Origin of the sequence: Aliiroseovarius conchicola (genome assembly GCF_041403445.1) — a bacterium.
Classification (GTDB): Bacteria; Pseudomonadota; Alphaproteobacteria; order Rhodobacterales; family Rhodobacteraceae; genus Aliiroseovarius; species Aliiroseovarius conchicola.
In genome coordinates this window covers 48589-71053 of the sequence record NZ_JBGEHL010000002.1, presented here as the reverse complement: position 1 = coordinate 71053, position 22465 = coordinate 48589, and the positions used below count along the sequence as shown (strand labels likewise).

The following is a 22465-nucleotide window of genomic DNA, read 5'->3' as shown; positions in this document are numbered from 1 at the left end:
ACGTGGATTGGTATTCCACCGTTTTCGAAATCATCGACATGCGTTCGTTCTCCAACCTATGGTATTGGATTGCGCTTGCGGTGGCTTGGTCAAGTGTCAGCCACTGGGTGATGGGCGTGCCATTTGACATGATCCAACGCGCCTCACGCCAAGGGGGTGAAGCGCAAATTGATCTAGAGGATATGGTCCGCATCAACAGCAACCGGCTGCTTTATATCGCGGGTATGTCAGGGCTGTGGATGCTGGGAATATCAGCCGCCATCTTTACGTCACTGGCTATTTTGGGCTTTTGGTACAAGGTCGAATTTGCGCAAGCCGTGTTCTTGCTGTTGTTCCCGTTCTCGCTGGCTGGTCTTATGTCGCTGAACACCGCAGCGGTTATCCGTGAACGCGACCTAAGCGGGGATGATCTGCATAAGCGCCTGCACCGCCACAGGGTTCAGACGCAGTTTCTGGGCATGGCTTCCATTTTTGTGACCTCTCTTTGGGGAATGTTTCAAAACCTGAGCCTTGGCGTTTTGCGCTAACCCCGCGCTCTTGCACACGCGCTGACAGGCGGGTAACTCCCCCATATGGACAAGCTCATTCTTTCTGGTGCCCCCGAGGGCTTTGACGCGACGCTGCTGATCAAAGAGCTGGCACGCGGTGACGGACCCGTGGTGCATGTGGCGCGGGACGACAAGCGATTGGCCGCGATGGAGGCAGCCCTTCGCTTCTTCGCGCCTAGCGTCACCGTTATTCGCTTTCCTGGTTGGGATTGTCTGCCCTTTGATCGTGTGTCGCCCAACGCAGATGCGTCCGCTGCGCGCATGGCGACGCTGGCGGGCCTGGCCACTGGGCAGATCAATGGCAAGTTTGTTCTTCTGACCACGTTGAATGCGGCCACCCAGCGCATCCCAGCACGCGCGCTTTTGCAAGAAACGGCGTTCTCCGCACGGGTGGATTATCAGATCGACGTGGACGAATTGCGTGCGTTTCTGGTGCGAATGGGGTTTTCCCAAGCGCCGACCGTTATGGAACCCGGAGATTTCGCGATCCGGGGCGGCATCATCGACATTTTCCCACCGGGCGATGAGGGGCCCGTGCGCCTTGATCTGTTCGGTGACGTTCTGGACGGCGCAAGGCGCTTTGATCCGATTACACAGCGCACCACGGATACACTGAAGGGTGTCGACCTGTCACCGGTGTCCGAGGTTATTCTAGACGATGCAGCCATCACCCGGTTTCGCCAAAACTACCGGATTGAATTTGGGGCGGCGGGCACCGACGATCCTCTTTACGAGGCTGTCTCAGCTGGTCGCAAACACCAAGGGATCGAACATTGGCTTCCGTTCTTTCACGAACGGCTAGAGACGATCTTTGACTATGTGCCCGGCGCGTCGGTTGTGTTGGATGATCAACTTCCTTCGGCACGGATCAGCCGGTGGGAGGCGATCGAAGATCAGTATGAGACGCGCAAGATCGCGATGAACGCAAAAAACCGGATGGATACTGTTTATAAACCATGCCCACCGGGTCTTTTGTATTTGGATGACGCCGCATGGGACAGTGCGCTGGTTGATACCCGCGTGATCCAGCTGTCGGCTTTGCCGCAAGCAACCGGGGCAGGGGTGCTGGATGGCGGTGGTCGAATAGGGCGCAATTTCTCGCCCGAACGACAGCAAGAGAATGTGAACCTTTTCAGCGCCTTGACCGACCATATCGGGGCGAAGTCTGACACTCCGGTTGTTGTTTCATCTTATTCGGATGGTGCGCGTGAGCGATTGCAGGGGCTGTTGGCCGACGAAGGGCTAACCGAGACCACGATGATCACCGATTTCCGCGATGTGCCGGACAATATCGGTGGAGTTTTTCTGGCGGTTTGGCCGCTGGAGCACGGTTTTGAGGGACCAGACCTGACCGTTATCTCGGAGCAGGACGTGTTGGGTGATCGTCTGATCCGTGCGCCCAAGCGCAAACGCCGGGCTGAAAACTTCCTGACTGAAGCGCAGAGCCTGTCGCCGGGCGACCTTGTCGTGCATGTCGATCACGGTGTGGGCAAGTTCAACGGGCTTGAAACCGTGACAGCCATGGGCGCGCCGCATGAATGCCTCGCCTTGGAATACATGGGTGGGGATCGCCTGTTCCTGCCCGTCGAAAACATCGAGCTTTTGTCGAAGTACGGGCAAGATACAGGGCTTTTGGACAAGCTGGGCGGTGGCGCTTGGCAGGCCAAGAAAGCCAAGCTGAAAGAGCGCATTCGCGAGATCGCTGACAAGCTGATCCGCCTTGCGGCCGAGCGCGAGTTACGAAAAGCCCCCGTTCTGGACGCACCGCACCACGCGTGGGAAGAATTTTCCGCCCGGTTCCCTTATCAGGAAACAGACGATCAGCTGGGCGCGATCGAGGATGTGTTGAATGACCTGTCCTCGGGGCGCCCGATGGATCGTCTGGTCTGCGGTGATGTGGGCTTCGGCAAGACCGAAGTTGCCATGCGCGCGGCCTTTGTGGCAGCCATGTCCGGCCAACAGGTGGCCGTAATTGCTCCAACGACACTTTTGGCCCGACAGCACTATAAAAGCTTCGCGGAACGGTTCCGCGGGTTTCCCATTCAGGTTGGGCAACTCAGCCGATTTGTCGGCCAGCGCGAATCCAAACTGACCCGCGAGGGTATGTCGCGCGGCACGATGGACATCGTCGTCGGCACGCATGCGCTTTTAGCGAAAGATGTGCGGTTCAAGAACCTTGGCCTGTTGATCGTGGACGAGGAACAGCGCTTCGGGGTCGGACATAAGGAGCGGCTGAAAGAAATGCGATCAGACGTGCATGTCCTGACGCTGTCGGCCACGCCCATTCCGCGCACGTTGCAAATGTCACTGTCTGGGGTGCGGGACCTGTCGATTATTGGTACGCCACCGGTAGATCGCCTTTCGATCCGCACCTATGTGTCGGAGTTCGACAGCGTGACGATCCGCGAGGCGCTCTTGCGAGAACATTATCGCGGTGGGCAGAGCTTCTTCGTGGTGCCGCGCATTAAGGATTTGCCGGAAATTGAGGAATTCCTAACCAACCACGTCCCCGAAGTGACCTATGTAGTGGCCCATGGGCAGATGGCAGCGGGCGAGTTGGATAGCCGGATGAACGCGTTTTACGACGGCAAGTTTGATGTGCTTCTGGCCACGACGATTGTGGAAAGCGGCATCGACATTCCCACGGCGAACACGATGGTCATCCATCGCGCCGACATGTTCGGTCTGGCGCAGCTTTATCAAATTCGTGGGCGGGTCGGCCGGTCAAAAACCCGCGCCTATGCGTATCTTACAACCAAGCCCCGGTTGCGCCTGACCCCAACTGCCGAAAAACGGTTGCGCGTGCTTGGGTCACTGGATGCGCTGGGGGCGGGCTTCACGCTTGCCAGCCAAGACCTTGATATTCGTGGCGCGGGTAATCTGGTGGGCGAAGAACAATCCGGCCAAATGCGTGAAGTGGGGTACGAGCTTTATCAGCAGATGCTGGAAGAGGCGATTGCCAAGATCAAAGCGGGTGAGCTGGAGGGTCTAAGTGAGGCGGACAGCACATGGGCACCGCAAATCAATCTTGGTGTTCCTGTTCTTATTCCAGACACTTATGTCCCTGATCTTGATGTTCGTCTTGGTCTCTATCGTCGATTGTCCAGCCTCTCGACCAAAGTGGAGCTTGAGGGCTTCGCTGCTGAATTGATTGACCGGTTTGGCCCGCTTCCAAAAGAGGTCAATACGCTGATGTTGGTTGTCCGCATCAAAGGAATGTGCAAGCGCGCGGGCATCGCCAAATTGGACGGTGGTCCCAAGGGCGCGACCATTCAGTTCCACAACGACAAGTTCGCCTCGCCCGAGGGGTTGGTCGAATTCATCCATGCGCAAAACGGGCTGGCCAAGGTGCGCGACAATAAGATCGTTGTGCGGCGCGACTGGCGTAAGACTTCGGACAAGATCAAAGGGGCGTTTGCCATTGCGCAAGATCTGGCGATCAAGGTGAAAGAGGCCAAGCAGAAGGCCAAAACATCCGATAAGGGTTCAATGGCCTAACGTCACGCGACCCTAGTTCAGGTTATCTTTATCCAATCGCATAAACGCCAGCGCGGCGCCCGAGCAAAGGGTGACACCAAGTAGCAGCGGGAAAGGCGTGCCATTGAACGCAAGCCCTACTGGGGCAGCAATCGCAATTGCGACCATAGTGGGAACCGCACCGATCACTGCGCTGGCAGTCCCGGCAACGTGGCCCAAGGGTTGAATGGCCAACGCATTCAGGTTTCCAAAGCTTAGCCCATTCAGGAAAAACAGGGTGGTGGACCAGGCGCAAAAGAGCCACAGCGCGAGCGCACCGTCGGGTGCGAATAGCCACCAGATCAGCAACGTTAGGGTGGCCAACACCGTTTGAACCGCGAACCCAAACTCGGCAAGGCGGCGCATCCCAAGACGCAGGACCAATTTTGCATTCATAAAGCCTGACGCGGCAGAAAATACGGTGACCAGCGCGAAGTAGTAGGGAAACCGTGTTCCAGCCCCCAAGACGTCGACGAATATCTGCTGAGCCGAACTAATATAGGCCATGAGTTGGGCGAATGCCAACGTGATCACCGCCATATAGATCAGCGTCACTCGGGTGCTCAGCACCACGCGAAACGCGGTCAGCATTGGACGAACCGAAAGGGGTCTGCGCCGCTCGGTCGCCAAGGTCTCAGGTTGTCTGATCAAAAACCACGCCAGAATGACGGATGCTAGGATGATGTAGGCGGTGAACATCTGTCGCCAGCCAAAGCCCAACACGATCCACTGGCCAATCATTGGGGCGACGGCGGGGACGAAAACGAAAAACCCAAAGGCCATTGAGTTGACGCGCGCCATTTCGCGGCCTTCGTAAAGGTCTCGGGTCATCGCCATGCCGCAGGTGCGCGGCCCGGCGGCTCCAAGTCCTTGGACGAAGCGCCAGAACAGGAGTGCTTCGAGCGTTTGCGCCCACAAGGCGGCGAAGGCCGCGAGCATGTAAAGCAACATGCCCATGGACAAAGAAAACCGTCGCCCCATGCTATCGGATAGCGGCCCAAAAATGAGCTGCCCCAGACCAGCGCCGATCACGAACGAACTGATCAGAAGTTGGGCCGTGTTCACATTATCGGGCACCAGACGTTCAGCAATTTCCGGTAGGGCCGGCAGGATCGAGTCGATGGAAAAGGCAACCATCGAGAAAAGCGCCGCCATGAGCAGAACGTATTCTCGCAGGCGCAGAGGCTCCTGCGGTGGGAACCGCTTTGTATTCACGCGGGGTTGCTTTCGGCCAGCTGCGCGGTAATTTCGTCGATGGCGTTGGCCCAAAGATCAGTGGGCTGCGCGCCAGCAATGACATGTTGATTGGCAATCACAAATGTCGGAACCGAGCGTACACCCTTATGGCGTGCGTCGGCATCGCGGGCCTGTATATCCTCGGCATCGGCGTCCGTTTCCAACAGGCGCGCAACGACATCGCCATCCATACCGATGGATGTTGCTATTTCTATCAGCTGCGCCGCCTCGCTAATGTCTTTGCCGTCCACAAAATACGCTTTGAACAGCTGATCGACAGCAGCGTTTTGTTTTTGCTCAATCCCGGCCCAGTGAATCAGCCGATGGGCATCCAGCGTGTTTGGTGTGCGCTTGATCGCTTCAAGGTTAATCTCAAGCCCTGAAGCTTCGGCTTCTGTTGCGACCGGAAGATAAGCCTTTATTGCGGCGTCTTTTCCGCCGAACTTGCCCTCAAGGTAGGCACGACGATCCATGCCGTATTTCGGCATTTCGGGGTTCAGTTGGAATGGGTGCCACTGAACCTGAAACGGATGATCAGGGCGGGAGGCCAATGCGCGATCTAGACGGGCTTTGCCGATGTAACACCATGGGCAAATTGGGTCAGAAAAAATATCGAGGCGGATCATAACAGTCTCCCTTACGGAAAGCTCTATCGGGGATTGAGGTGGATGGGAAGTGCCGCTGATCACAGTTGCGTCAGTTTACCGGTTTCGTAAAGCCTGCGCAGTCGTGAACGCAACAGCTTGTTGTTCGCGCCGCGGGGCAAGGTGGGCACTGGGATGAACAGTCGCGGGCACTTGTAATGCGCCAATCGCGCATGGGCGTGGTCGGATAGGTTGGTGGGTATGGGGGCATTTGTCTCGGATGTATAGAAACAGGCGATGACCGTTGCGTCGTCTTTCACGGCGACCTCGGCGCAGGCCGTTTCTTGAATGGCAGGGTGCTGGGTCATGATCGCTTCAACCTCGATCGGCGAGACGCGAAAGCCGCCTGCGTTCATCATGTCGTCGGACCGCCCGTCGAAGCGGATCGAGTGGTCGGATCCCATCGTTGCTATGTCGCCCGTTAAGAACCAATCGCCATGATATCTATCCATTGTTGCCTTTTTCGCTCCGACATAGTTCAGCATCAGGCCGGGATCGCTTCGATGGATGGCAAGAACACCGGGTGTGCAGCGCGGCGTAATCCGACCATCTTCGTCCAAGATGGCAAGATGTCGCCCCGGTTGCGGGTAGCCCAGTGTATCGGTGGGCGCTGGGTGATCGGGCGCGCCTGACACGAAGGTCGAACATTCGGACATGCCAAATGCCTCAAAGATTGGGGTGTTCGTGGTGGCTGTCCAACTGGTGCGAGTTGTTGCAGGCAACTTCTCTCCTGCGGATAGACCGTGACGCAACGTGGGCTGGCTGGGCAATGGGTGGCGCAGCATTTGGCGATACACCCCCGGCGCCGCAGCAAAGATTGTGGCCTGCTCGCGCGCCAGAAGTTTGCCTAACTGATCAGGCGTGGTGCCGGCCACTGGGATCACCGCCGTCGCACCCACAGACCACGGGTCCATCAGCCCAGTGCCAAGCGTATAGGTCCAGTTGAACGCACCGGCGTGCATCACCCTGTCGTCAGAGGTCAGCCCATACCAGCCTTGCCACATCATCTGCCGCGCCCAAATTGCGCGATGTGCATGCAAGACCGCACGGGCCTGCCCGGACGTTCCGGATGTAAAGACGATATAGCCCGGCCGTTCAGGATCGCCCATGTGAAAAGGGGCTGGTCGGTGTTGGGCAAGATCATGCAAGGCGTCGGTGTCGATCACCGAGGTGGATTGACCTTCTGGCAGCGAGATCCCCGGTTCCGCTATGATCATTGCTGGCGAAACGAGGCGAGACATTTTTGTGATTTCGGCACTGGTCAATTGGGACGATGTGGGGACGGGCACCAACCCTGCCGCCAACGCACCAAGAAAAGCCAATGGGAAATCGACGCTGTTGCCCAGACGGAGCAAGATGCGATCACCGGGCGACAGGCCCAGCGACAACAATCCACCCGCCACACCACGCACGGCACGTTCCAATTGCGCATAGCTCCAATGTGTTTCATTCCGCCCATCCGGCGAGACGACTGACAGCGCTGTCTTGTCCGCCATCTTACTTGCATGGGTTAGGACATAAGCCGCCATGTTGAAGGAAGTGGGCGGAGGCGCCAAAGGCGCAGTGGGACGAAATTCGGACAGCATAAGCGAGATGTGCCAAGGGCCGCGCGAAGTTGCAAGCCCGTCCGGTTGCATCGCGCCGGTTTCGGTGTATTGAAAGGATATGACAAAGCCCTACCAACCCAGCCTTATCCGCATGGCCCGCGAAAATGGCGAGGAGATACCCGACCCCAACCCCTTGGACTTGGGTGCGCGGGTGCGCGAGCTGCGCAAGTCCCATGGCTGGACGTTGGAACAAGCTGCTGGGCAGGCGGGTCTTGCACGATCGACGCTCTCTAAAATCGAGAACGGGCAGATGTCGCCGACCTATGAGGCGCTTAAGAAGCTTGCTGTCGGGCTGGAAATATCTGTCCCGCAACTGTTCACGGCCCCAAAGGCCGCGCAGGTGTCGGGCCGAATGGCGATCACCAAAACCGGCGAGGGGGCGGCACATGCCACCACCACCTATGAACACGAACTATTGGCCGGTGCGCTAACAAAGAAAACCATGCTGCCATATCGTGCCCGCGTTCGCGCGCGGTCATTTGAAGAATTTGACGGCTGGGTGCGCCATGATGGCGAAGAGTTCCTTTATGTCCTGACCGGGTCCATCCGATTGATCACGGAGTTCTATGAACCCGTTGACATGAAACGGGGCGACAGCGCGTATTACGATGCCTCAATGGGCCACAACGTGATCTCAACCAGCGCCGATGACGCCACAATCCTGTGGGTAACGTCGTTGACATAGAGTTGTGTGATCAGCTTGGGGGATGAAAAGAAACGGCGCGACCATTTGCAGATGGCCGCGCCGGTTGCTTGTTGCTGATCAGGCGATCACTCTTCGTACCACCAGATCTCGGGCTGGAACCCAAGATAGTCGCCATACATCGGGATACGCTCTGGGAAATGAAGTTCTTTTGCGTGGGCAACCCACGAGACGTCGCGATACCAGATCGGAATGACATAGCGTCCAGCCATCAACAGACGATCCAGCGCTTTGGTGGCTGCGCGGAAGTCTTCTTGGTTCTGTGCGTTTGGTATGGCCTCGATCATCGCGTCGATGGCAGGGCTTTTTGCCCCCATTAGGTTCCGGCTCCCGGGTTCATCGGCCGCCGCGCTGCCCCAGTTGAACGCCTGTTCATTGCCGGGGGACAGGGACGCGCCGCGTTCGATATACGTCATGTCGTAGTCAAAGGCGCGGGTGCGTTCCTTATATTGTGCGGAATCAATCGACGTGATGGTGGGCGTGATCCCCATGCGGTCCAGAGCCGCGACAAAGATATCCATCGTCTGCCGTGTCTCGTCAGCGCCTTGCTGCAAGACGATCTCGAAGGTGAAGGGTTCGCCCGCCGCGTTTTTCATCACGCCGTCCTGAACGGTCCAGCCCGCTTCCTCCATCAAGGCCATGGCTTTGCGAAGACCTGCGCGGTTGCGCTCGGATCCATCGGATATCGGCAATGCATATCCTTCAAGCGCACCGGTGGGCAGGTCCGCGGCGAACGGCTCTAACAACGCGCGCACTTTTCCTTCGGCTGGTGCTCCGACTTCCATACCCAGAACCGAGTTGTCGAAATAACTTTGAATGCGTTTGCGGTCGCCGTCATTGATGGTTTGGTTGATGAACTCGAAGTTGAAAGCGTTGATCATCGCATCGCGCACGCGCAGATCAGCGAATTGAGGGCTTCGTGTGTTCATCACATAACCCCAAAGTCCGGCTGGCCGTTGGTGAGGGATTTCAGACAGAACGACATCGCCTGACTTGACCGCTGGAAAATCATATTGCGTTGCCCATTTCTGGGCGTTGAATTCGCGGTAGGTGTTGGCCTCGCCGGCTTTGAATGCCTCGAACGTAACGCCGCTGTCGCCGTAATAGTCGAACCGGATTTCATCTAGGTTGGCCTGGCCGCGCATGAATGGCACATCTTTGCCCCAATAGTCAGGATTTCGGGTCAATGTCAGATAGCGACCGGGTTCGAAATCTCCGATAGTGTACGGCCCGGACGTGATCGGAAGAACGTCAACGCCCGATTTCTCGAAATCCTTGCCCCCCCACTGCGCCTTTTTAAGGATCGGACGTAGCCCGGCCAAAAGCGCGAGTTCGCGATTGGGCTCCTTAAAGGTGAATTTCACGCTGTGGGGGCCGGTTTGCTCCATCGACGCAACCGCGTTCCAGAACCCCTGATATCGTCCATGACCCTTTGTGCCGAGCGTCTCGTAAGACCACATTACATCGTCGACTGTGACCGGCGTACCGTCAGAGAATTTAGCCTCGGGCCGCAAGGTAAATTCAACCCATGTCCGATCGTCGTCCGTCTCGACCGTTTCAGCCAGCAGGCCATAAAGGGTGAACGGTTCGTCCCAACTGCGGCCCATCAGGCTTTCAGCCAGCATGAAACGAAGCTGCCAAGGGGTCTTCCCTTTGCGGATGTAAGGATGCAGCGAATCAAATCCGCCGGCTTCGGCAAATACGATCTTGCCTCCCTTGGGCGCATCGGCATTCACATGGGGCAGGGACGTGAAGTCCGCTGGCAAAGCAGGTTCACCATACATAGCGATGCCATGTTTGGGTTCAGCATGGCCGGTTTGAGCCACAGAAAGGGTCAGCACTGCCGCCCCGATCAACATGCGTAGTTTGGGAAATGTGGATGAACTCATTGGCGCAATTTTCCTTTACGTCCCTGTTTTGTTTTCGCAGCGTTTGGCCTAACTGCTCCGACATGAAATCGAAGCGAAATGCACAGACCCTGTCTGATGTTGTAGGCAGTCCAAATTCAGTTTGTGACTCAACATGATCCTGAAGCGCTTTCGGAAACCTTAGAGGGGGAAAATAACCTTTTCAAACTTTTAGCTTGGAACACGGCGTCCGACCGCTTATAAAGAGGGCACTGCTCGATAGGTTTCTTGCCTGTATGAAACCTGCCTCAATAACTTAACGCCCGCTTCGTGCGGGCGTTTTTTTTATGGCTGAAATGCCGTTGGGGCAGATGAAAGAGCTGCGAGAGAATCGGTAAGACAACCGACTGTCACAAAACCAACCTTCTGACGGGGAAAATGGCGATTGTGAAACCACTGGTTTACCCACAGCAATTGGGTATGCTGCACTGCAACATCAGTCTCACGAGGAATGCATCTCATGGCAATCACCACATCACTGGCTGGCAAGACAGCCGTCATCACGGGTTCAAACTCCGGCATCGGATTTGGAGTGGCGCGCGAACTGGCGCGTGCAGGCGCCGATGTGGTGTTAAACTCTTATACGGATAATGACGACGACCACGCTTTGGCCAAGGGGATCGCCGACGAGTTCGGCGTAGATGCACGCTACATTCAGGCCGACATGTCCAAGGGCGATCAGTGTCGGGCTTTGATCGAGAAATCCGGTCAATGCGACATCCTTGTCAACAATGCAGGCATTCAGCACGTCGCCCCGGTCGAGGATTTCCCGTCAGCAAAGTGGGACGCAATCATTGCCATCAACATGAGTTCGACCTTTCACACAATCGCGGCAGCCTTGCCGATGATGCGCAAAGCCGGTTGGGGACGGGTGGTCAATATCGCGTCAGCGCACGGCCTGACTGCGTCGCCCTATAAGTCCGCTTATGTCACGGCTAAGCACGGTGTTGTCGGCTTGACCAAGACGATCGGGCTGGAAACTGCTCAGGAGCCGATCACGTGCAACGCGGTTTGCCCGGGTTATGTGCTGACTCCGTTGGTTGAGGCGCAAATTCCTGATCAGATGAAAACCCATGGGATGGAGCGTGAGGAGGTTATTCGTGAGGTGATGTTGGAGCGCCAACCCTCCAAAGAATTTGCCAGCGTCGAGCAACTAGGCGGCACCACAGTATTTTTGTGCTCGGATGCTGCGGCGCAAATTACCGGAACCACGATTTCGGTCGATGGCGGCTGGACGGCGCTTTAACCCGGTATGGCAAAACCTAAACGGATCAATCTGGCCCTTCAGGGCGGCGGCGCCCATGGGGCGTTTACCTGGGGCGTTCTTGACCGCCTGTTGGAAGACGAAGGGATCGAGATCGCTGCGATCTCTGGCACATCGGCGGGCGCGTTGAATGGTGCGGCACTGAAGGCCGGGCTGGTGATGGACGGAAAGGGGAAGGATCGCGACGGGGCGCGGGCATGTCTTGATGACTTGTGGCATTCCGTGGCTGGTGTAAATGATCTGCGCCTGACCTCGTGGTTTGCACAATTCGCGCCACATAACGAGCTGATCAAAACGGCGATCGAAGCCTCTCCTATGTTCACCTGGGCCGACATGGCCAGCCGTGTGGTCAGCCCCTATGCCTATGGACCGTTTTATCTGAACCCGTTGAAGCCTGTCGTGGAAGCGTTCGATTTTGGCGGGGTTTGTGCCGATATCGGCCCCAAGCTTTATGTCTCGGCCACGAATGTGCGATCGGGAAAAATTCGGGTGTTTGACGGTGAGGATATCACCACGGACGCCATCCTTGCTTCCGCATGCCTGCCGACTGTGTTTCAGGCGGTCGAGATTGATGATCCCAAAACCGGTCAGCGCGAGGCTTTCTGGGATGGGGGGTACACAGGCAACCCTGCTTTGTTTCCTTTGTTTAACCCCGCGTTGCCCGCCGATGTGGTGGTCGTGAATATCAACCCGCTTTACCGTCCCGAGGTACCCAAAACGGCGGCTGATATTCAAAACCGGGTGAACGAGATCAGCTTCAACTCGTCGCTTCTGCGAGAGCTGCGCGCGATCAACTTTGTGAAACGCCTGATCGCCGACGGTCGCTTGGCGTCCGGCCAAATGCGCGACGTGTTGGTTCACATGATCTCGGATGACGATTTGATGCGTGACCTAAGCACAGCGACGAAGCTTGTTCCTTCAGCGGTGATGATGGGGCGCTTGAAAGAAGCCGGGCGCAACGCCGCAGATCAGTTCTTGAACACGCATCGAGCGGACTTGAACATGAATAGCACGGTCGATCTGGAAGAGATGTTCGGTTAAAGTGATGCGGGACATACACGAGACACCGGTTTGCCTCCAAGCGTTCACAACATTGATGGATCATGCAGCGTTTTGGTCTCAGCCGGTCTTCGGTTGAAAACGACCCGCATTAATGGATGGCCCCGGTCACGACACCTCGGATCAGCCCCGCAGCAATTGCCCACATTGTTAGCCCGATGATCACATCCAGCACGCGCCAGGCGCTTGGTTTTTGCATGATGGGTGCCAAAAGCCGTGCGCCATATCCCAGCGTGAAGAAAAAGACGAAACTGGAGGTAACGGCGCCGGTCCCAAAGGCGATGCGTGTGGGCCAGTCAGGATACGAGGTCGAGATCGCACCGATCAGCCCCAGCGTATCAAGATAGACATGCGGGTTGGCCCATGTGAAGGCGGCAGCGATGGCAATAACAGCACCGAGAGAGCGTGATTTGCCCTCAATCTCCATCGCGTAGTCACCCTTGAGGGCCGCGAGAAATCGCATCAGACCGTAGACGACTAGAAACGCCGCGCCAGCCAGCGCCATTAAAAGGGGCAACCACGGCAGCGCCTCGACCAGAACGCCGAAACCCGCCACGCCGGCGGTGATCAACAGCGCATCTGATACGGCACAGAACAGGCACAGCCAGAACACATGCTGGCGCATTAGCCCTTGTCGCAACACAAATGCGTTTTGTGCGCCAATCGCAAGGATAAGCGAAAACCCCGTTGCAAAGCCGGTCAGCGCGGGCGCCGCGAAACCGATCATTTTCCTGTAATCTCCGCAGGTTGCGACGGGTCTTTCGCGTTGGGATAGACCAGGCCTGCGGAAATAACGAGCTTGGCGGCATCCTCGACCGTCATGTCAAGTTCGATGACCGAATGGCGCGGGACGAATAGCAAGAAGCCCGAGGTCGGGTTGGGCGTCGTGGGCAGGAAAACTGACATGATATCCTCTTCGACGGGGACGCGTGCGTCGATCTCTCCCTTCGCCTTGGTCGAGATGAACGCGATCGCCCAAATGCCCTTGCGCGGATATTCAACAAGACAGGCCTTGTCGAATTTGGTCTCGGTCGATTGGCTGAACACCGTTTCGGCGATCTGTTTGATGCCGTTGTAAAGCGAGCGAATAACCGGCATCCGGTCCACAAGGCTTTCGCCCCACGCCAGAAACGAGCGCCCGATCAAACCCTTGGTGACCCAGCCAACCAATACGGTGAACAACAAGAACACCACGACTCCAAGACCGCGAATGTTCACGCGGACATCTTCGCCAAACAGCATCTTGAACCATTCGCTGTCGCCAAACATCCAATTGATCAGCGCATCCGGGTGATAGCTTGCCGGAACAAAGGGCAGAACCCAGCTATCGATCCATCCCACAAAAGTCCAGATCATCCACATGGTCAGCGCAATAGGAACCACGACCACAAGCCCCGCAAGGAAGTTGTTGCGCAGACCTGTAAATGGGCGCAGCTTGCGCTTTGCGTGTTCGTCCTGTTCGCTCATTAAAACCACATTCCCCGGTGTTACCTCGCGGAACTTAGGCACTCGCCACCGGATCGGCAATAGCTTGCCAACTGAAAGAGCTGCAATATTAGGGGTATTTCAAGGCGTTGTGCTCAAAAAGGTCTGTGGCATCGTCGTATCAAGGCTGGACGGGCGCGAAGGCGGAGCCTATCAAAATGAAAAGATGTGTGGGGGACGCCATGCGCGCGACAGAAGAAATCACGATTGAAACCATGACCGAGGCTGACGCAAAGGCCGAATTGGAACGTTTGGCCACGCTGTTGGCCACAGCCAATACGGCCTATCACACACAGGACGCCCCAGACCTTTCTGACGCCGACTATGACGCGGCCAAACGACGTAATGCAGCGATCGAGGCCCGATTTCCGGACCTGAAGCGCGCCGACAGCCCGTCAGAGCGGGTCGGCGCTGCCCCCGCAGATGGGTTTGGCAAGATCACCCACGACGTGCGGATGTTGTCGCTTGGCAATGCGTTCACGGATGAGGACGTCACCGAGTTTGACACCCGCATCCGCTCGTTCCTGGGCAAAAGCACGGGCGACCAGATTGCATATACGGCAGAACCCAAGATCGACGGTCTGTCCCTGTCGATCCGCTATGAGAGTGGCAAGATGATCTATGCGGCAACCCGTGGTGACGGGGCAGTGGGCGAGAACGTGACCGAAAACGCTCGTACAATCATGGACATCCCCAACACGCTCACCGGTGCGCCAGATGTGCTTGAGGTGCGCGGCGAGGTCTATATGTCACACGAGGATTTCGCGGCACTCAACGAGCGCCAGACAGCGCGCGGTGGCAAGGTGTTCGCCAATCCGCGTAACGCCGCCGCTGGATCGCTTCGTCAGTTGGACGCGACAATCACCGCCGAACGGCCTTTGCGCTTCTTTGCCTATGCCTGGGGCGCCCTGTCTGCGCCGCTGTCTGACACGCAGTTGGGGGCCGTTGATCGGCTGGCCGCATTTGGGTTTCAAACCAATCCTCTGACCAAGCGGTTTGTTGATCTAAACAAGCTGATTGCGCATTACCATTCGATCGAGGAACAGCGGGCAACACTGGGCTATGACATTGATGGCGTGGTCTACAAGGTCGACGATCTTGGCTTGCAAGCGCGTCTTGGATTTCGATCAACCACCCCCCGCTGGGCCATCGCCCATAAATTTCCTGCAGAGCGCGCTTGGACCCGGTTAGAGGCGATCGACATTCAAGTGGGCCGTACCGGTGCACTCAGCCCGGTTGCACGGCTTACGCCGGTGACGGTAGGGGGTGTGGTCGTCTCGAACGCCACGCTCCACAACGAGGACTACATCGCGGGGCGTGATAACAAGGGCGATGTGATCCGCGACGGTAAAGATATCCGCGTCGGTGATTGGGTCGAGGTCTATCGCGCGGGCGATGTGATCCCCAAAATCTCGGATGTGGATTTGAAGAAACGTGAGAAGGGCGCAGAGGCATATATTTTCCCAACCATTTGCCCGGAATGCGCATCCGATGCCATCCGCGAAGAAGGCGATGCTGTCCGCCGCTGTACTGGTGGGATCATCTGTCCCGCACAAGCCGTTGAGAAGTTGAAACATTTCGTCAGTCGTGGTGCGTTCGATATCGAGGGGCTCGGGGCGAAGCAAGTCGAGATGTTCTATCACGACGAAATGCTACCGATCCGCGAACCCGCAGATATATTTACTCTGGCCAATCGCGATGCGGGGACGCTTGCGCGGTTGAAAAACCGCGATGGCTGGGGGGATAAGAGCGCAGAGAACCTGTTTGCGGCGATTGAAGAACGACGCGTAATCCCTTTGAATAAAGTGATATTCGCGCTTGGTATTCGCCATGTAGGGGAAAGCGCCGCCAATCTTCTCGCCCGTCATTATGGCACTTGGAATGCATTCGAGGCTGCGGTGACGGCAGCGCAGCCAGAGACGCCCGCGTGGGAAGAACTTGTATCGATCGATGGTGTGGGTGGCGTTATGGCCGGATCACTTGTCGCTGCGTTCTCGCAAAAGGCTGAGCGTGCATCAATTGATCGGCTGGCCGCGGAGTTGCATATTCAGCCCGTCAAAGCTCCGGCCTCAGATGGAAGCCCGGTTGCCGGGAAAACCGTGGTTTTCACCGGAAGTCTTGAAAAAATGACCCGCGCCGAGGCCAAGGCACGCGCAGAAAGCCTGGGAGCGAAAGTGTCTGGATCGGTTTCGTCCAAAACGGACTTGCTGGTTGCGGGTCCGGGGGCTGGCTCGAAAGCCAAGAAAGCCGCGGATCTTGGTATCGAAACCATCGACGAGGATGGCTGGCTGGAACTGATCGGGGACGCATGATCCATGGCAACGCGCCCCGAAATTCTATTTCCCCTTTTTGCCGATCTGGAAACTTTAGGTGGCATCGGAGGTAAGACCGCCAAAGCACTGGGAACATTGGGAATAGAGCTTCCTCGCGACCTGTTGTTTTGGCTGCCTCATGCGGGCATTGATCGCAAATTCCGCGCCTCGATCACCGAGGTTCAATCCGGAGAGATTGCGACGGTCGCAATTAATGTTTTGCAACATAAGCCCGGTCGTACGCGTTCGGCCCCTTATCGGGTCGAGGTGCAAGATGCGCTGACCGCGTTTGAACTGGTTTTTTTCCATGCAAACGGAAATTGGCTGCAAAAACAGCTTCCAGAGGGTGAAAAACGCATAATTTCGGGAAAAATCGAGGATTTTGACGGAAAATTGCAGATTGTTCACCCGGATTTCATACTTCCGGTCTCAGAAGTGGATGAAATTCCAGACTATGAGCCAGTCTATCGGCTGGCTGCGGGCGTCACTGGTCGCGTGATGATGAAAGGCGTGGGCGAGGTTTTGACGCGCCTGCCAGTATTGAAGGAATGGATCGACCCTGAGTTAAAATCACGTGAACACTGGCCTGATTGGAACGAAGCCCTGCGGACCGCCCACGCACCAGAGGGGGCGGATGACTTGTCCCCACAGTCGCCAGCACGTCGTCGTTTGGCATATGACGAGTTCTTTGCTCATCAGCTAACGCTCGCCCTTGCGCGTGCCAAAGTGCGACGGGGCAAAGGCCGCGTCAGTCTTGGGACCGGAGAGCTTCAAGCCAAGGTCATGGCGGCTTTGCCGTACACGCCGACAAACGCACAGACCCGAACGGTGGTAGAAATTACCGAGGATTTGGCCTCGGGCAAGCGTATGAACCGACTTTTGCAGGGCGACGTGGGCTCTGGCAAAACACTCGTCGCACTTTTGTCTCTTCTGGTCGCGGTAGAAGCAGGCGGGCAGGGCGTGATGATGGCGCCGACAGAGATCCTTGCCCGACAACATCTGGAAGGTCTGCGCCCACTGGCTGAAGCCGCCGGTGTAGTGGTCGAGATTCTAACCGGGCGCGATAAAGGCCGCGAACGGCGCGCTAAGTTGGAAGCACTTAAGATTGGCGACATTCATATTCTTGTGGGCACCCACGCGGTGTTCCAAAAGGATGTGGAGTTTCATGACCTGCGACTGGCGGTTGTCGATGAACAACACAGGTTCGGTGTATCGCAACGTATGGAACTGGGCGCGAAGGGACAGGCGTCGGATGTGCTGGTGATGACCGCCACCCCCATCCCGCGCAGTTTAGCACTGGCTCAGTACGGCGACATGGATGTCTCGGTGCTGGATGAAAAACCGCCGGGACGTAAGCCGATCAAGACGGTGCTCGTCTCTTCTGGTCGGATTGATGAAGTTGTCGACCGTCTTCGCAAAGTGATTGCCGACGGGGCGCAGGCCTATTGGGTCTGTCCGCTTGTTGAAGAAAGCGAGGTCATGGAACTGACCGCTGCTGAAGAACGGTTCAAACATCTGCGCGCCACGCTGGGCGAGGGTGTTGTCGGGATGGTTCACGGCCAAATGCCGCCTGCCGAAAAAGACGCCGCCATGGCCGCCTTTGTTACGGGCGAGACGAAGTTATTGGTGGCGACCACGGTGATTGAGGTCGGGGTCGACGTGCCCAATGCCTCGATCATGGTGATCGAGCGGGCTGAACATTTCGGGTTGGCGCAGTTGCACCAATTACGAGGACGCGTTGGCCGGGGGCAGGCGGCGTCGACCTGCCTTTTGATGTATCAACCACCGCTGACCCAAGGCGGCGAGAAGCGGTTGGCGGTTATGCGGGATACCGAGGATGGGTTTGTGATCTCGGAGTCAGATTTGGAAATGCGTGGCGCCGGCGACGTGCTTGGCACCGCTCAATCCGGGCTACCACGGTTTTGGGTGGGCGATCTGGAACATCAGGCTGGCCTGATGGCCGTGGCACAAAAGGACGCACGCTTGCTGTTGCACCAAGACCCCGACCTGACCACGCCAAGAGGGCACGCGGCGCGCGTGTTACTTTGGTTAATGCGGCAGGACGAAGCGATCCGTTTGATTTCAGTGGGTTAGCCTGTTTGTTCTCATAAGTTCACAAATGTTCTTAAAAAGTTCTTTACAAAGCGTTCCTATCTATGCGAACAAAAGGGCAACAAAGGTGAAGGCGACCAACAAGGTTCCACATCGACAGAGAGCAGGAGTTAGACATGTTGAAAGACGTTAAAGCCGTATTATCCCGATCCTCCGCCACCATCTGGCAAGATGCGATCGGTGGAATGTCTTTGCTTGTTGTGCTGTTTGGCGCGCTTCATCTGCCCGGGGTGATCTGACCCCAACCCAGTTTCTGCCAGCTCAGGGTTTGGACACTGCATCATGTCCCAATTTCGATGCGTCCAGACGGTTCACTGCCCGTCACCTGTCCTCGTTTCGGTGTTTTTGCCTCATTCCTGCACCGATGCGTTCCTATCCCGAGCCGCAACTTGCCGCCGCCTCCCTGCCAGGAGCGCGGCGGTTTTTTTTAGATCGCGTCGATTGCGCTGAGTGTGGCGTCGAACGGAAGAAGGATCGAGGCATGGCGGTTCTTGAACTCACGCGCTGGCAGCAGGACTTCGTAGCCTTCGAAGGGGGCTGATGGAACGGGTCCATCTTGCGCCAACATTGAATGAAGTTCATCGCGCCCGCGTTGCACGGTATCCCGGTCCAATCCAACAACGGCTTTGCCCAAGATTGAAGCTGATGCCTGACCCAATGCGCAGGCTTTTACATTCTGTGCGAATGTGCTGACCTTATCACCTTCAAGCGTCAGGCCGACAGAAACGGTCGACCCGCAAAGCGGCGAGCGCGCCTTTGCCTCGCCATGTGGCGCATCAAGCGCGCCCAAATGAGGGATCGACGCGGCCAAGGCCAGAATTTGCTTCGAATAGAGCTTGATCAGATCGCCATCGCTCATGCTTCTTACCTTTCGCAGCGCGTCATCCGGGATTACATAGGGGGATGACAGGCAATTGGAAAGGACGGGTCATGAATTTCGACGCAGGCAGCTTGAAATACGACGAAAAGGGATTGGTCCCTGCGATTGCACAAGATGCGACGACCCATGAAGTTCTTATGTTGGCGTGGATGAATGAAGAGGCGGTGCGCAGGACACTGGATACGGGTCGTGTGACTTACTGGTCTCGGTCGCGTCAGTCGTTTTGGATCAAGGGCGAAACCTCTGGCCATGTTCAGGAACTTGTTGATTTTCGCTATGATTGCGACCGCGATTGTATCTTGGTGACGGTCAATCAAACTGGCGCGGCCTGTCACACCAATCGACGCAGCTGCTTCTATACGGCAGTTCGAGATGGCGAAGATGTCGAGCTGATGAAGCCAATGGGGTAGCCGCGCCGGGGGTTTTGCACCCCCGGACCCCCGCAGGATATTTCTAACAAGAAAAGACCGGGGTTAGAGGCCGATCATTTGGCGGATATCTTCTGGGGTTTTGCCTTCTGTGCGATAGGTCGAGATGGCGCGTGCATCATCCCGTTTGGCAAGGCGTTTCCCGTTCTCGTCACGGATCAGGCGATGGTGGTGGTAGGTGGGTGTGGGGAGGTTCAAAAGCCTTTGAAGCAGGACGTGTATCTGCGTCGCGGGTTGTATGTCTTTGCCACGGATCACATGAGTGATGCCTTGGGCAGCGTCATCCAAAACAACGGAAAGATGATAAGAACCCAGAAAATCGCGACGTGACAGAACGATGTCTCCAACTTCGTTGACCATCGCGCGTGACTGGGTGCAGATTTTCGCGTCGTGACCCGAGGCGCTTTCAGTGTAGCAATATTCGGGGTGGTCGGCTGCGCTAAGAGCATCTTGCATGTCCAACCGAAGAGCCTCGGATTGCGGAAAGCGCGAGGTTCGATCGGTTTCTTCCCGGCACGTACCCGGATAGATCAATCCATCTGGTCCGAATGCAGGCTCTGCACCCTCTTGGGGCGCGCTTGTTGCGTCAGCGATATCGCGTCGCGTGCAGGTGCACGGATAGAGCAAGCAACGGTCCCAGAGTGCATGTAGCGCGCGTTGATATTCCGAAAGCCGATCTGACTGGCGCATCGGCGGCTCATCCCATGTGATGCCAAGCCATGTCAGGTCATCATAGATTTGATCCTCCCAATACGGGCGAGATCTTGTGGTATCAATGTCCTCGATCCGCAGAAGGAATTTGCCGCCCGCCGCCCGCGCCAAGTCATGGGCGAGCAATGCGGAATAGGCGTGTCCCAGATGCAAAGGGCCGGTTGGGCTGGGCGCAAATCGTGTAATGTACTCCGTCATTTACACCTCGACCTTCACGAAAAATTTGCGAGCCAGTCGGTCCATTCGGCTTTGGCGCGATCCGTATAGGCTTTGTACCGATCCTTACGCCCTCGACGCCCGCCTTTCAGCCCATCTACGGGTTGGAACAGGCCGAAATTCACATTCATCGGCTGGAAGGTCTTGGCCTCGGCACCACCAGTGATGTGGTGGATCAGCGCGCCCATGGCGGTGTCTTGTGGAACCGCGGGCAGATCATGCCCAAGGATTTCCGCGGCAGCCAGGCGACCGGCCAAAAGCCCCATGGCCGCACTTTCCACGTAACCTTCAACACCCGTCACCTGACCTGCAAACCGAAGGTTCGGACGGGATTTCAGGCGCATCTGGTTGTCCAGTAGCGTGGGGGAGTTCATGAACGTGTTGCGGTGGATGCCACCCAGTCGCGCGAAAGATGCGTTTTCCAAGCCGGGAATGGTTTTAAAGACCTCGGCTTGCGCGCCGTATTTCATCTTGGTCTGAAAACCGACGATGTTGAACAACGTCCCAAGAGCATTGTCGCGACGAAGTTGGACAACGGCGTATGCCTTTTCGTCCGGCTTATGCGCGTTGGTCAGGCCGACCGGTTTCATCGGACCAAAGCGCAAAGTTTCGCGTCCACGTTCGGCCATCACCTCAATCGGCAGACAGCCATCGAAATAGGTGGCGGTTTCGCCTTCGTGAAACTCGGTCTTGTCTGCAGCCAGAAGCGCGTCGATGAACGCCTCGTACTGATCCTTGGTCATCGGGCAGTTCAGATAAGCTTTCTGCTCTTCCTCGGTCTCGCCCTTGTCATAGCGTGACTGTGCCCAGACCACTTCCATGTTGATGCTGTCGGCATAGACGATGGGGGCGATGGCATCAAAGAAGGCTAGACGGTCGGTGCCGGTTTCACGGGCAATCGCTTCGCCAAGTGCAGGCGAAGTCAGGGGGCCGGTCGCGAAGATCCAGTTACCATCAGAGGGTAGCTCAGTGACTTCGCCATATTCCACAGACACGTTTGACAAACCGCGCAGTTTGGCGGTGACGTTTTGGGCAAAGGCCTCGCGATCCACGGCCAGAGCACCACCGGCGGGCAGGCGGTGTTTGTCAGCGCTTTCCATGATCAAACCGCCGGCTTGACGCATCTCCCAATGCAGAAGGCCCACCGCGTTTTGTTCGTCATCATCTGATCGGAAAGAGTTTGAGCATACCATTTCGGCAAAATCGCCCGATTGGTGGGCGAAAGTCTCAACGGACGGGCGCATTTCATGCAGCACCACGTCGACACCCATGCGCGCCGCTTGCCATGCTGCCTCGGATCCGGCCATGCCGCCGCCAACGATGTGTAATGTCTTATCTGTCATGCGCCGCAGATAGGCGACTGGATGGAAAAAGGGAAGAGCCGCATTAGTCTTTTGGCTGCATCAGGTCCCATGGGTTGCCGTGAAGGTCTTCGAATACGACGACGGAGCCATAGGGTTCATGACGCGGGGCTTCGCGAAACGTGACGCCGTATTGGGTCATGTGCTGGTACATTTCGTCGAAATTATCGGTGAAGAGGAAATGACCAACCCGTCCGCCAGCTTGTTTGCCGATCATATCAGCCTGATCCCCGACAGCCCGAGCAATCAGAAAGGCGGTTTGGGCGTCTTTATGGGGTGCCATGCGGACCCAACGCTTGCCGTTGCCCAAGTCGGCATCCTCCAACAACACAAAGCGAAGGGCATCGCGAAACCACGCGATTGCACGGTCATAATCGTCGGTTAGGAAGGCAACGAGGGCCAGGCTATTTTGCATTTTTCCCTTCAAGAACCGACGCAATTCTTTCCAAAGCAGCTACCTGTCTTTCCATAATGTC

The 22465-nt window shown here is 56.8% G+C and carries 19 protein-coding genes; 9 read left to right on the top strand and 10 right to left on the bottom strand.

What is annotated here, in order from left to right; translation table 11 throughout:
* The first annotated feature begins 2 nt into the window (after positions 1 to 2).
* A complete protein-coding gene (locus V6N04_RS03280; RefSeq protein ID WP_371168703.1) occupies positions 3 to 527 on the top strand; it encodes a component of SufBCD complex in 525 nt (174 codons plus the stop codon).
* 45 nt (positions 528 to 572) lie between these two features.
* The gene (gene mfd / locus V6N04_RS03275) at positions 573 to 4046 is read left to right on the top strand and encodes a transcription-repair coupling factor (RefSeq protein WP_371168702.1); all 3474 of its coding nucleotides are present in this window, start codon (positions 573 to 575) and stop codon (positions 4044 to 4046) included.
* Positions 4047 to 4058: 12 nt separating this feature from the next.
* On the opposite strand, the gene V6N04_RS03270 is transcribed toward mfd, so the two are convergent.
* From V6N04_RS03270 to V6N04_RS03260, 3 genes are read right to left on the bottom strand one after another with little or no spacing between them, the layout of a single operon-like run.
* Entirely contained in the window at positions 4059 to 5279 is a 1221-nt protein-coding gene (locus V6N04_RS03270) for a multidrug effflux MFS transporter (protein WP_371168701.1), read from the bottom strand.
* The gene (locus V6N04_RS03265) at positions 5276 to 5926 is read right to left on the bottom strand and encodes a DsbA family oxidoreductase (RefSeq protein WP_371168700.1); all 651 of its coding nucleotides are present in this window, start codon (positions 5924 to 5926) and stop codon (positions 5276 to 5278) included. Before V6N04_RS03265 ends, V6N04_RS03270 begins: the two co-directional genes overlap by 4 nt.
* Before the next feature lie 59 nt (positions 5927 to 5985).
* Positions 5986 to 7530, bottom strand: coding sequence for a class I adenylate-forming enzyme family protein (locus tag V6N04_RS03260; protein WP_371169158.1), 1545 nt, complete (start codon positions 7528 to 7530; stop codon positions 5986 to 5988).
* A 79-nt stretch (positions 7531 to 7609) separates the two neighbouring features.
* Between V6N04_RS03260 and V6N04_RS03255 the strand changes: the two genes are divergently transcribed.
* On the top strand, positions 7610 to 8236 hold the full coding sequence (locus tag V6N04_RS03255) for a helix-turn-helix domain-containing protein (protein WP_371168699.1): 627 nt from the start codon (positions 7610 to 7612) through the stop codon (positions 8234 to 8236).
* Between the two features lie 86 nt (positions 8237 to 8322).
* Here the strand turns inward: V6N04_RS03255 and V6N04_RS03250 are convergent, their stop codons facing one another.
* Positions 8323 to 10143 (bottom strand): extracellular solute-binding protein, encoded by a 1821-nt coding sequence (locus V6N04_RS03250; protein WP_371168698.1) that lies wholly within the window; start codon positions 10141 to 10143, stop codon positions 8323 to 8325.
* A gap of 478 nt (positions 10144 to 10621) precedes the next feature.
* On the opposite strand from V6N04_RS03250, the gene V6N04_RS03245 reads away from it, so the two are divergent.
* Both V6N04_RS03245 and V6N04_RS03240 read left to right on the top strand, forming a co-directional pair.
* Positions 10622 to 11407 (top strand): 3-hydroxybutyrate dehydrogenase, encoded by a 786-nt coding sequence (locus V6N04_RS03245; protein WP_371168697.1) that lies wholly within the window; start codon positions 10622 to 10624, stop codon positions 11405 to 11407.
* 6 nt (positions 11408 to 11413) lie between these two features.
* The gene (locus V6N04_RS03240; RefSeq protein ID WP_371168696.1) at positions 11414 to 12466 is read left to right on the top strand and encodes a patatin-like phospholipase family protein; all 1053 of its coding nucleotides are present in this window, start codon (positions 11414 to 11416) and stop codon (positions 12464 to 12466) included.
* A gap of 109 nt (positions 12467 to 12575) precedes the next feature.
* Here the strand turns inward: V6N04_RS03240 and V6N04_RS03235 are convergent, their stop codons facing one another.
* Together V6N04_RS03235 and V6N04_RS03230 are read right to left on the bottom strand one after the other, a co-directional pair.
* Complete coding sequence (locus tag V6N04_RS03235) at positions 12576 to 13211, bottom strand: LysE/ArgO family amino acid transporter (protein ID WP_371168695.1); 636 nt, start codon at positions 13209 to 13211, stop codon at positions 12576 to 12578.
* Positions 13208 to 13951, bottom strand: coding sequence for a DUF502 domain-containing protein (locus V6N04_RS03230; protein ID WP_371168694.1), 744 nt, complete (start codon positions 13949 to 13951; stop codon positions 13208 to 13210). Before V6N04_RS03230 ends, V6N04_RS03235 begins: the two co-directional genes overlap by 4 nt.
* Positions 13952 to 14151: 200 nt before the next feature.
* Between V6N04_RS03230 and ligA the strand changes: the two genes are divergently transcribed.
* The 3 genes from ligA to V6N04_RS03215 all read left to right on the top strand — a co-directional run bounded on the left by ligA (position 14152) and on the right by V6N04_RS03215 (position 18632).
* Positions 14152 to 16281: an NAD-dependent DNA ligase LigA gene (gene ligA / locus V6N04_RS03225; protein WP_371168693.1), complete on the top strand. Its 2130-nt coding sequence runs from the start codon at positions 14152 to 14154 to the stop codon at positions 16279 to 16281.
* Positions 16282 to 16284: 3 nt separating this feature from the next.
* Positions 16285 to 18375, top strand: a complete 2091-nt coding sequence (gene recG / locus V6N04_RS03220; protein ID WP_371168692.1) for an ATP-dependent DNA helicase RecG — start codon at positions 16285 to 16287, stop codon at positions 18373 to 18375.
* A gap of 134 nt (positions 18376 to 18509) precedes the next feature.
* Positions 18510 to 18632 carry a hypothetical protein gene (locus V6N04_RS03215; RefSeq protein ID WP_371168691.1) on the top strand — a complete coding sequence of 41 codons (123 nt, stop codon included), beginning with the start codon at positions 18510 to 18512 and terminating at the stop codon, positions 18630 to 18632.
* A gap of 188 nt (positions 18633 to 18820) precedes the next feature.
* Here the strand turns inward: V6N04_RS03215 and V6N04_RS03210 are convergent, their stop codons facing one another.
* Positions 18821 to 19252, bottom strand: coding sequence for an iron-sulfur cluster assembly scaffold protein (locus tag V6N04_RS03210; RefSeq protein ID WP_371168690.1), 432 nt, complete (start codon positions 19250 to 19252; stop codon positions 18821 to 18823).
* 71 nt (positions 19253 to 19323) lie between these two features.
* On the opposite strand from V6N04_RS03210, the gene hisI reads away from it, so the two are divergent.
* Positions 19324 to 19683 (top strand): phosphoribosyl-AMP cyclohydrolase, encoded by a 360-nt coding sequence (gene hisI / locus V6N04_RS03205; RefSeq protein WP_371168689.1) that lies wholly within the window; start codon positions 19324 to 19326, stop codon positions 19681 to 19683.
* A gap of 63 nt (positions 19684 to 19746) precedes the next feature.
* On the opposite strand, the gene gluQRS is transcribed toward hisI, so the two are convergent.
* From gluQRS to V6N04_RS03190, 3 genes are read right to left on the bottom strand one after another with little or no spacing between them, the layout of a single operon-like run.
* The gene (gluQRS, locus tag V6N04_RS03200) at positions 19747 to 20610 is read right to left on the bottom strand and encodes a tRNA glutamyl-Q(34) synthetase GluQRS (protein WP_371168688.1); all 864 of its coding nucleotides are present in this window, start codon (positions 20608 to 20610) and stop codon (positions 19747 to 19749) included.
* Between the two features lie 14 nt (positions 20611 to 20624).
* The gene (trmFO, locus tag V6N04_RS03195; RefSeq protein WP_371168687.1) at positions 20625 to 21971 is read right to left on the bottom strand and encodes a methylenetetrahydrofolate--tRNA-(uracil(54)-C(5))-methyltransferase (FADH(2)-oxidizing) TrmFO; all 1347 of its coding nucleotides are present in this window, start codon (positions 21969 to 21971) and stop codon (positions 20625 to 20627) included.
* Positions 21972 to 22014: 43 nt separating this feature from the next.
* A complete protein-coding gene (locus V6N04_RS03190; protein WP_371168686.1) occupies positions 22015 to 22404 on the bottom strand; it encodes a VOC family protein in 390 nt (129 codons plus the stop codon).
* Positions 22405 to 22465 lie beyond the last annotated feature (61 nt).

Excerpts from the sequence above, each read along its gene's own strand:
- ligA (WP_371168693.1), top strand. The coding sequence starts at position 14,152 with ATGCGCGCGACAGAAGAAATCACGATTGAAACCATGACCGAGGCTGAC.
- V6N04_RS03190 (WP_371168686.1), bottom strand. The coding sequence starts at position 22,404 with ATGCAAAATAGCCTGGCCCTCGTTGCCTTCCTAACCGACGATTATGAC.
- hisI (WP_371168689.1), top strand. The coding sequence starts at position 19,324 with ATGAATTTCGACGCAGGCAGCTTGAAATACGACGAAAAGGGATTGGTC.
- V6N04_RS03265 (WP_371168700.1), bottom strand. The coding sequence starts at position 5,926 with ATGATCCGCCTCGATATTTTTTCTGACCCAATTTGCCCATGGTGTTAC.
- V6N04_RS03240 (WP_371168696.1), top strand. The coding sequence starts at position 11,414 with ATGGCAAAACCTAAACGGATCAATCTGGCCCTTCAGGGCGGCGGCGCC.
- V6N04_RS03245 (WP_371168697.1), top strand. The coding sequence starts at position 10,622 with ATGGCAATCACCACATCACTGGCTGGCAAGACAGCCGTCATCACGGGT.
- V6N04_RS03255 (WP_371168699.1), top strand. The coding sequence starts at position 7,610 with ATGACAAAGCCCTACCAACCCAGCCTTATCCGCATGGCCCGCGAAAAT.
- V6N04_RS03235 (WP_371168695.1), bottom strand. The coding sequence starts at position 13,211 with ATGATCGGTTTCGCGGCGCCCGCGCTGACCGGCTTTGCAACGGGGTTT.
- V6N04_RS03260 (WP_371169158.1), bottom strand. The coding sequence starts at position 7,530 with ATGCTGTCCGAATTTCGTCCCACTGCGCCTTTGGCGCCTCCGCCCACT.
- V6N04_RS03215 (WP_371168691.1), top strand. The coding sequence starts at position 18,510 with ATGTTGAAAGACGTTAAAGCCGTATTATCCCGATCCTCCGCCACCATC.
- recG (WP_371168692.1), top strand. The coding sequence starts at position 16,285 with ATGGCAACGCGCCCCGAAATTCTATTTCCCCTTTTTGCCGATCTGGAA.
- V6N04_RS03210 (WP_371168690.1), bottom strand. The coding sequence starts at position 19,252 with ATGAGCGATGGCGATCTGATCAAGCTCTATTCGAAGCAAATTCTGGCC.
- gluQRS (WP_371168688.1), bottom strand. The coding sequence starts at position 20,610 with ATGACGGAGTACATTACACGATTTGCGCCCAGCCCAACCGGCCCTTTG.
- trmFO (WP_371168687.1), bottom strand. The coding sequence starts at position 21,971 with ATGACAGATAAGACATTACACATCGTTGGCGGCGGCATGGCCGGATCC.
- V6N04_RS03230 (WP_371168694.1), bottom strand. The coding sequence starts at position 13,951 with ATGAGCGAACAGGACGAACACGCAAAGCGCAAGCTGCGCCCATTTACA.
- mfd (WP_371168702.1), top strand. The coding sequence starts at position 573 with ATGGACAAGCTCATTCTTTCTGGTGCCCCCGAGGGCTTTGACGCGACG.
- V6N04_RS03250 (WP_371168698.1), bottom strand. The coding sequence starts at position 10,143 with ATGAGTTCATCCACATTTCCCAAACTACGCATGTTGATCGGGGCGGCA.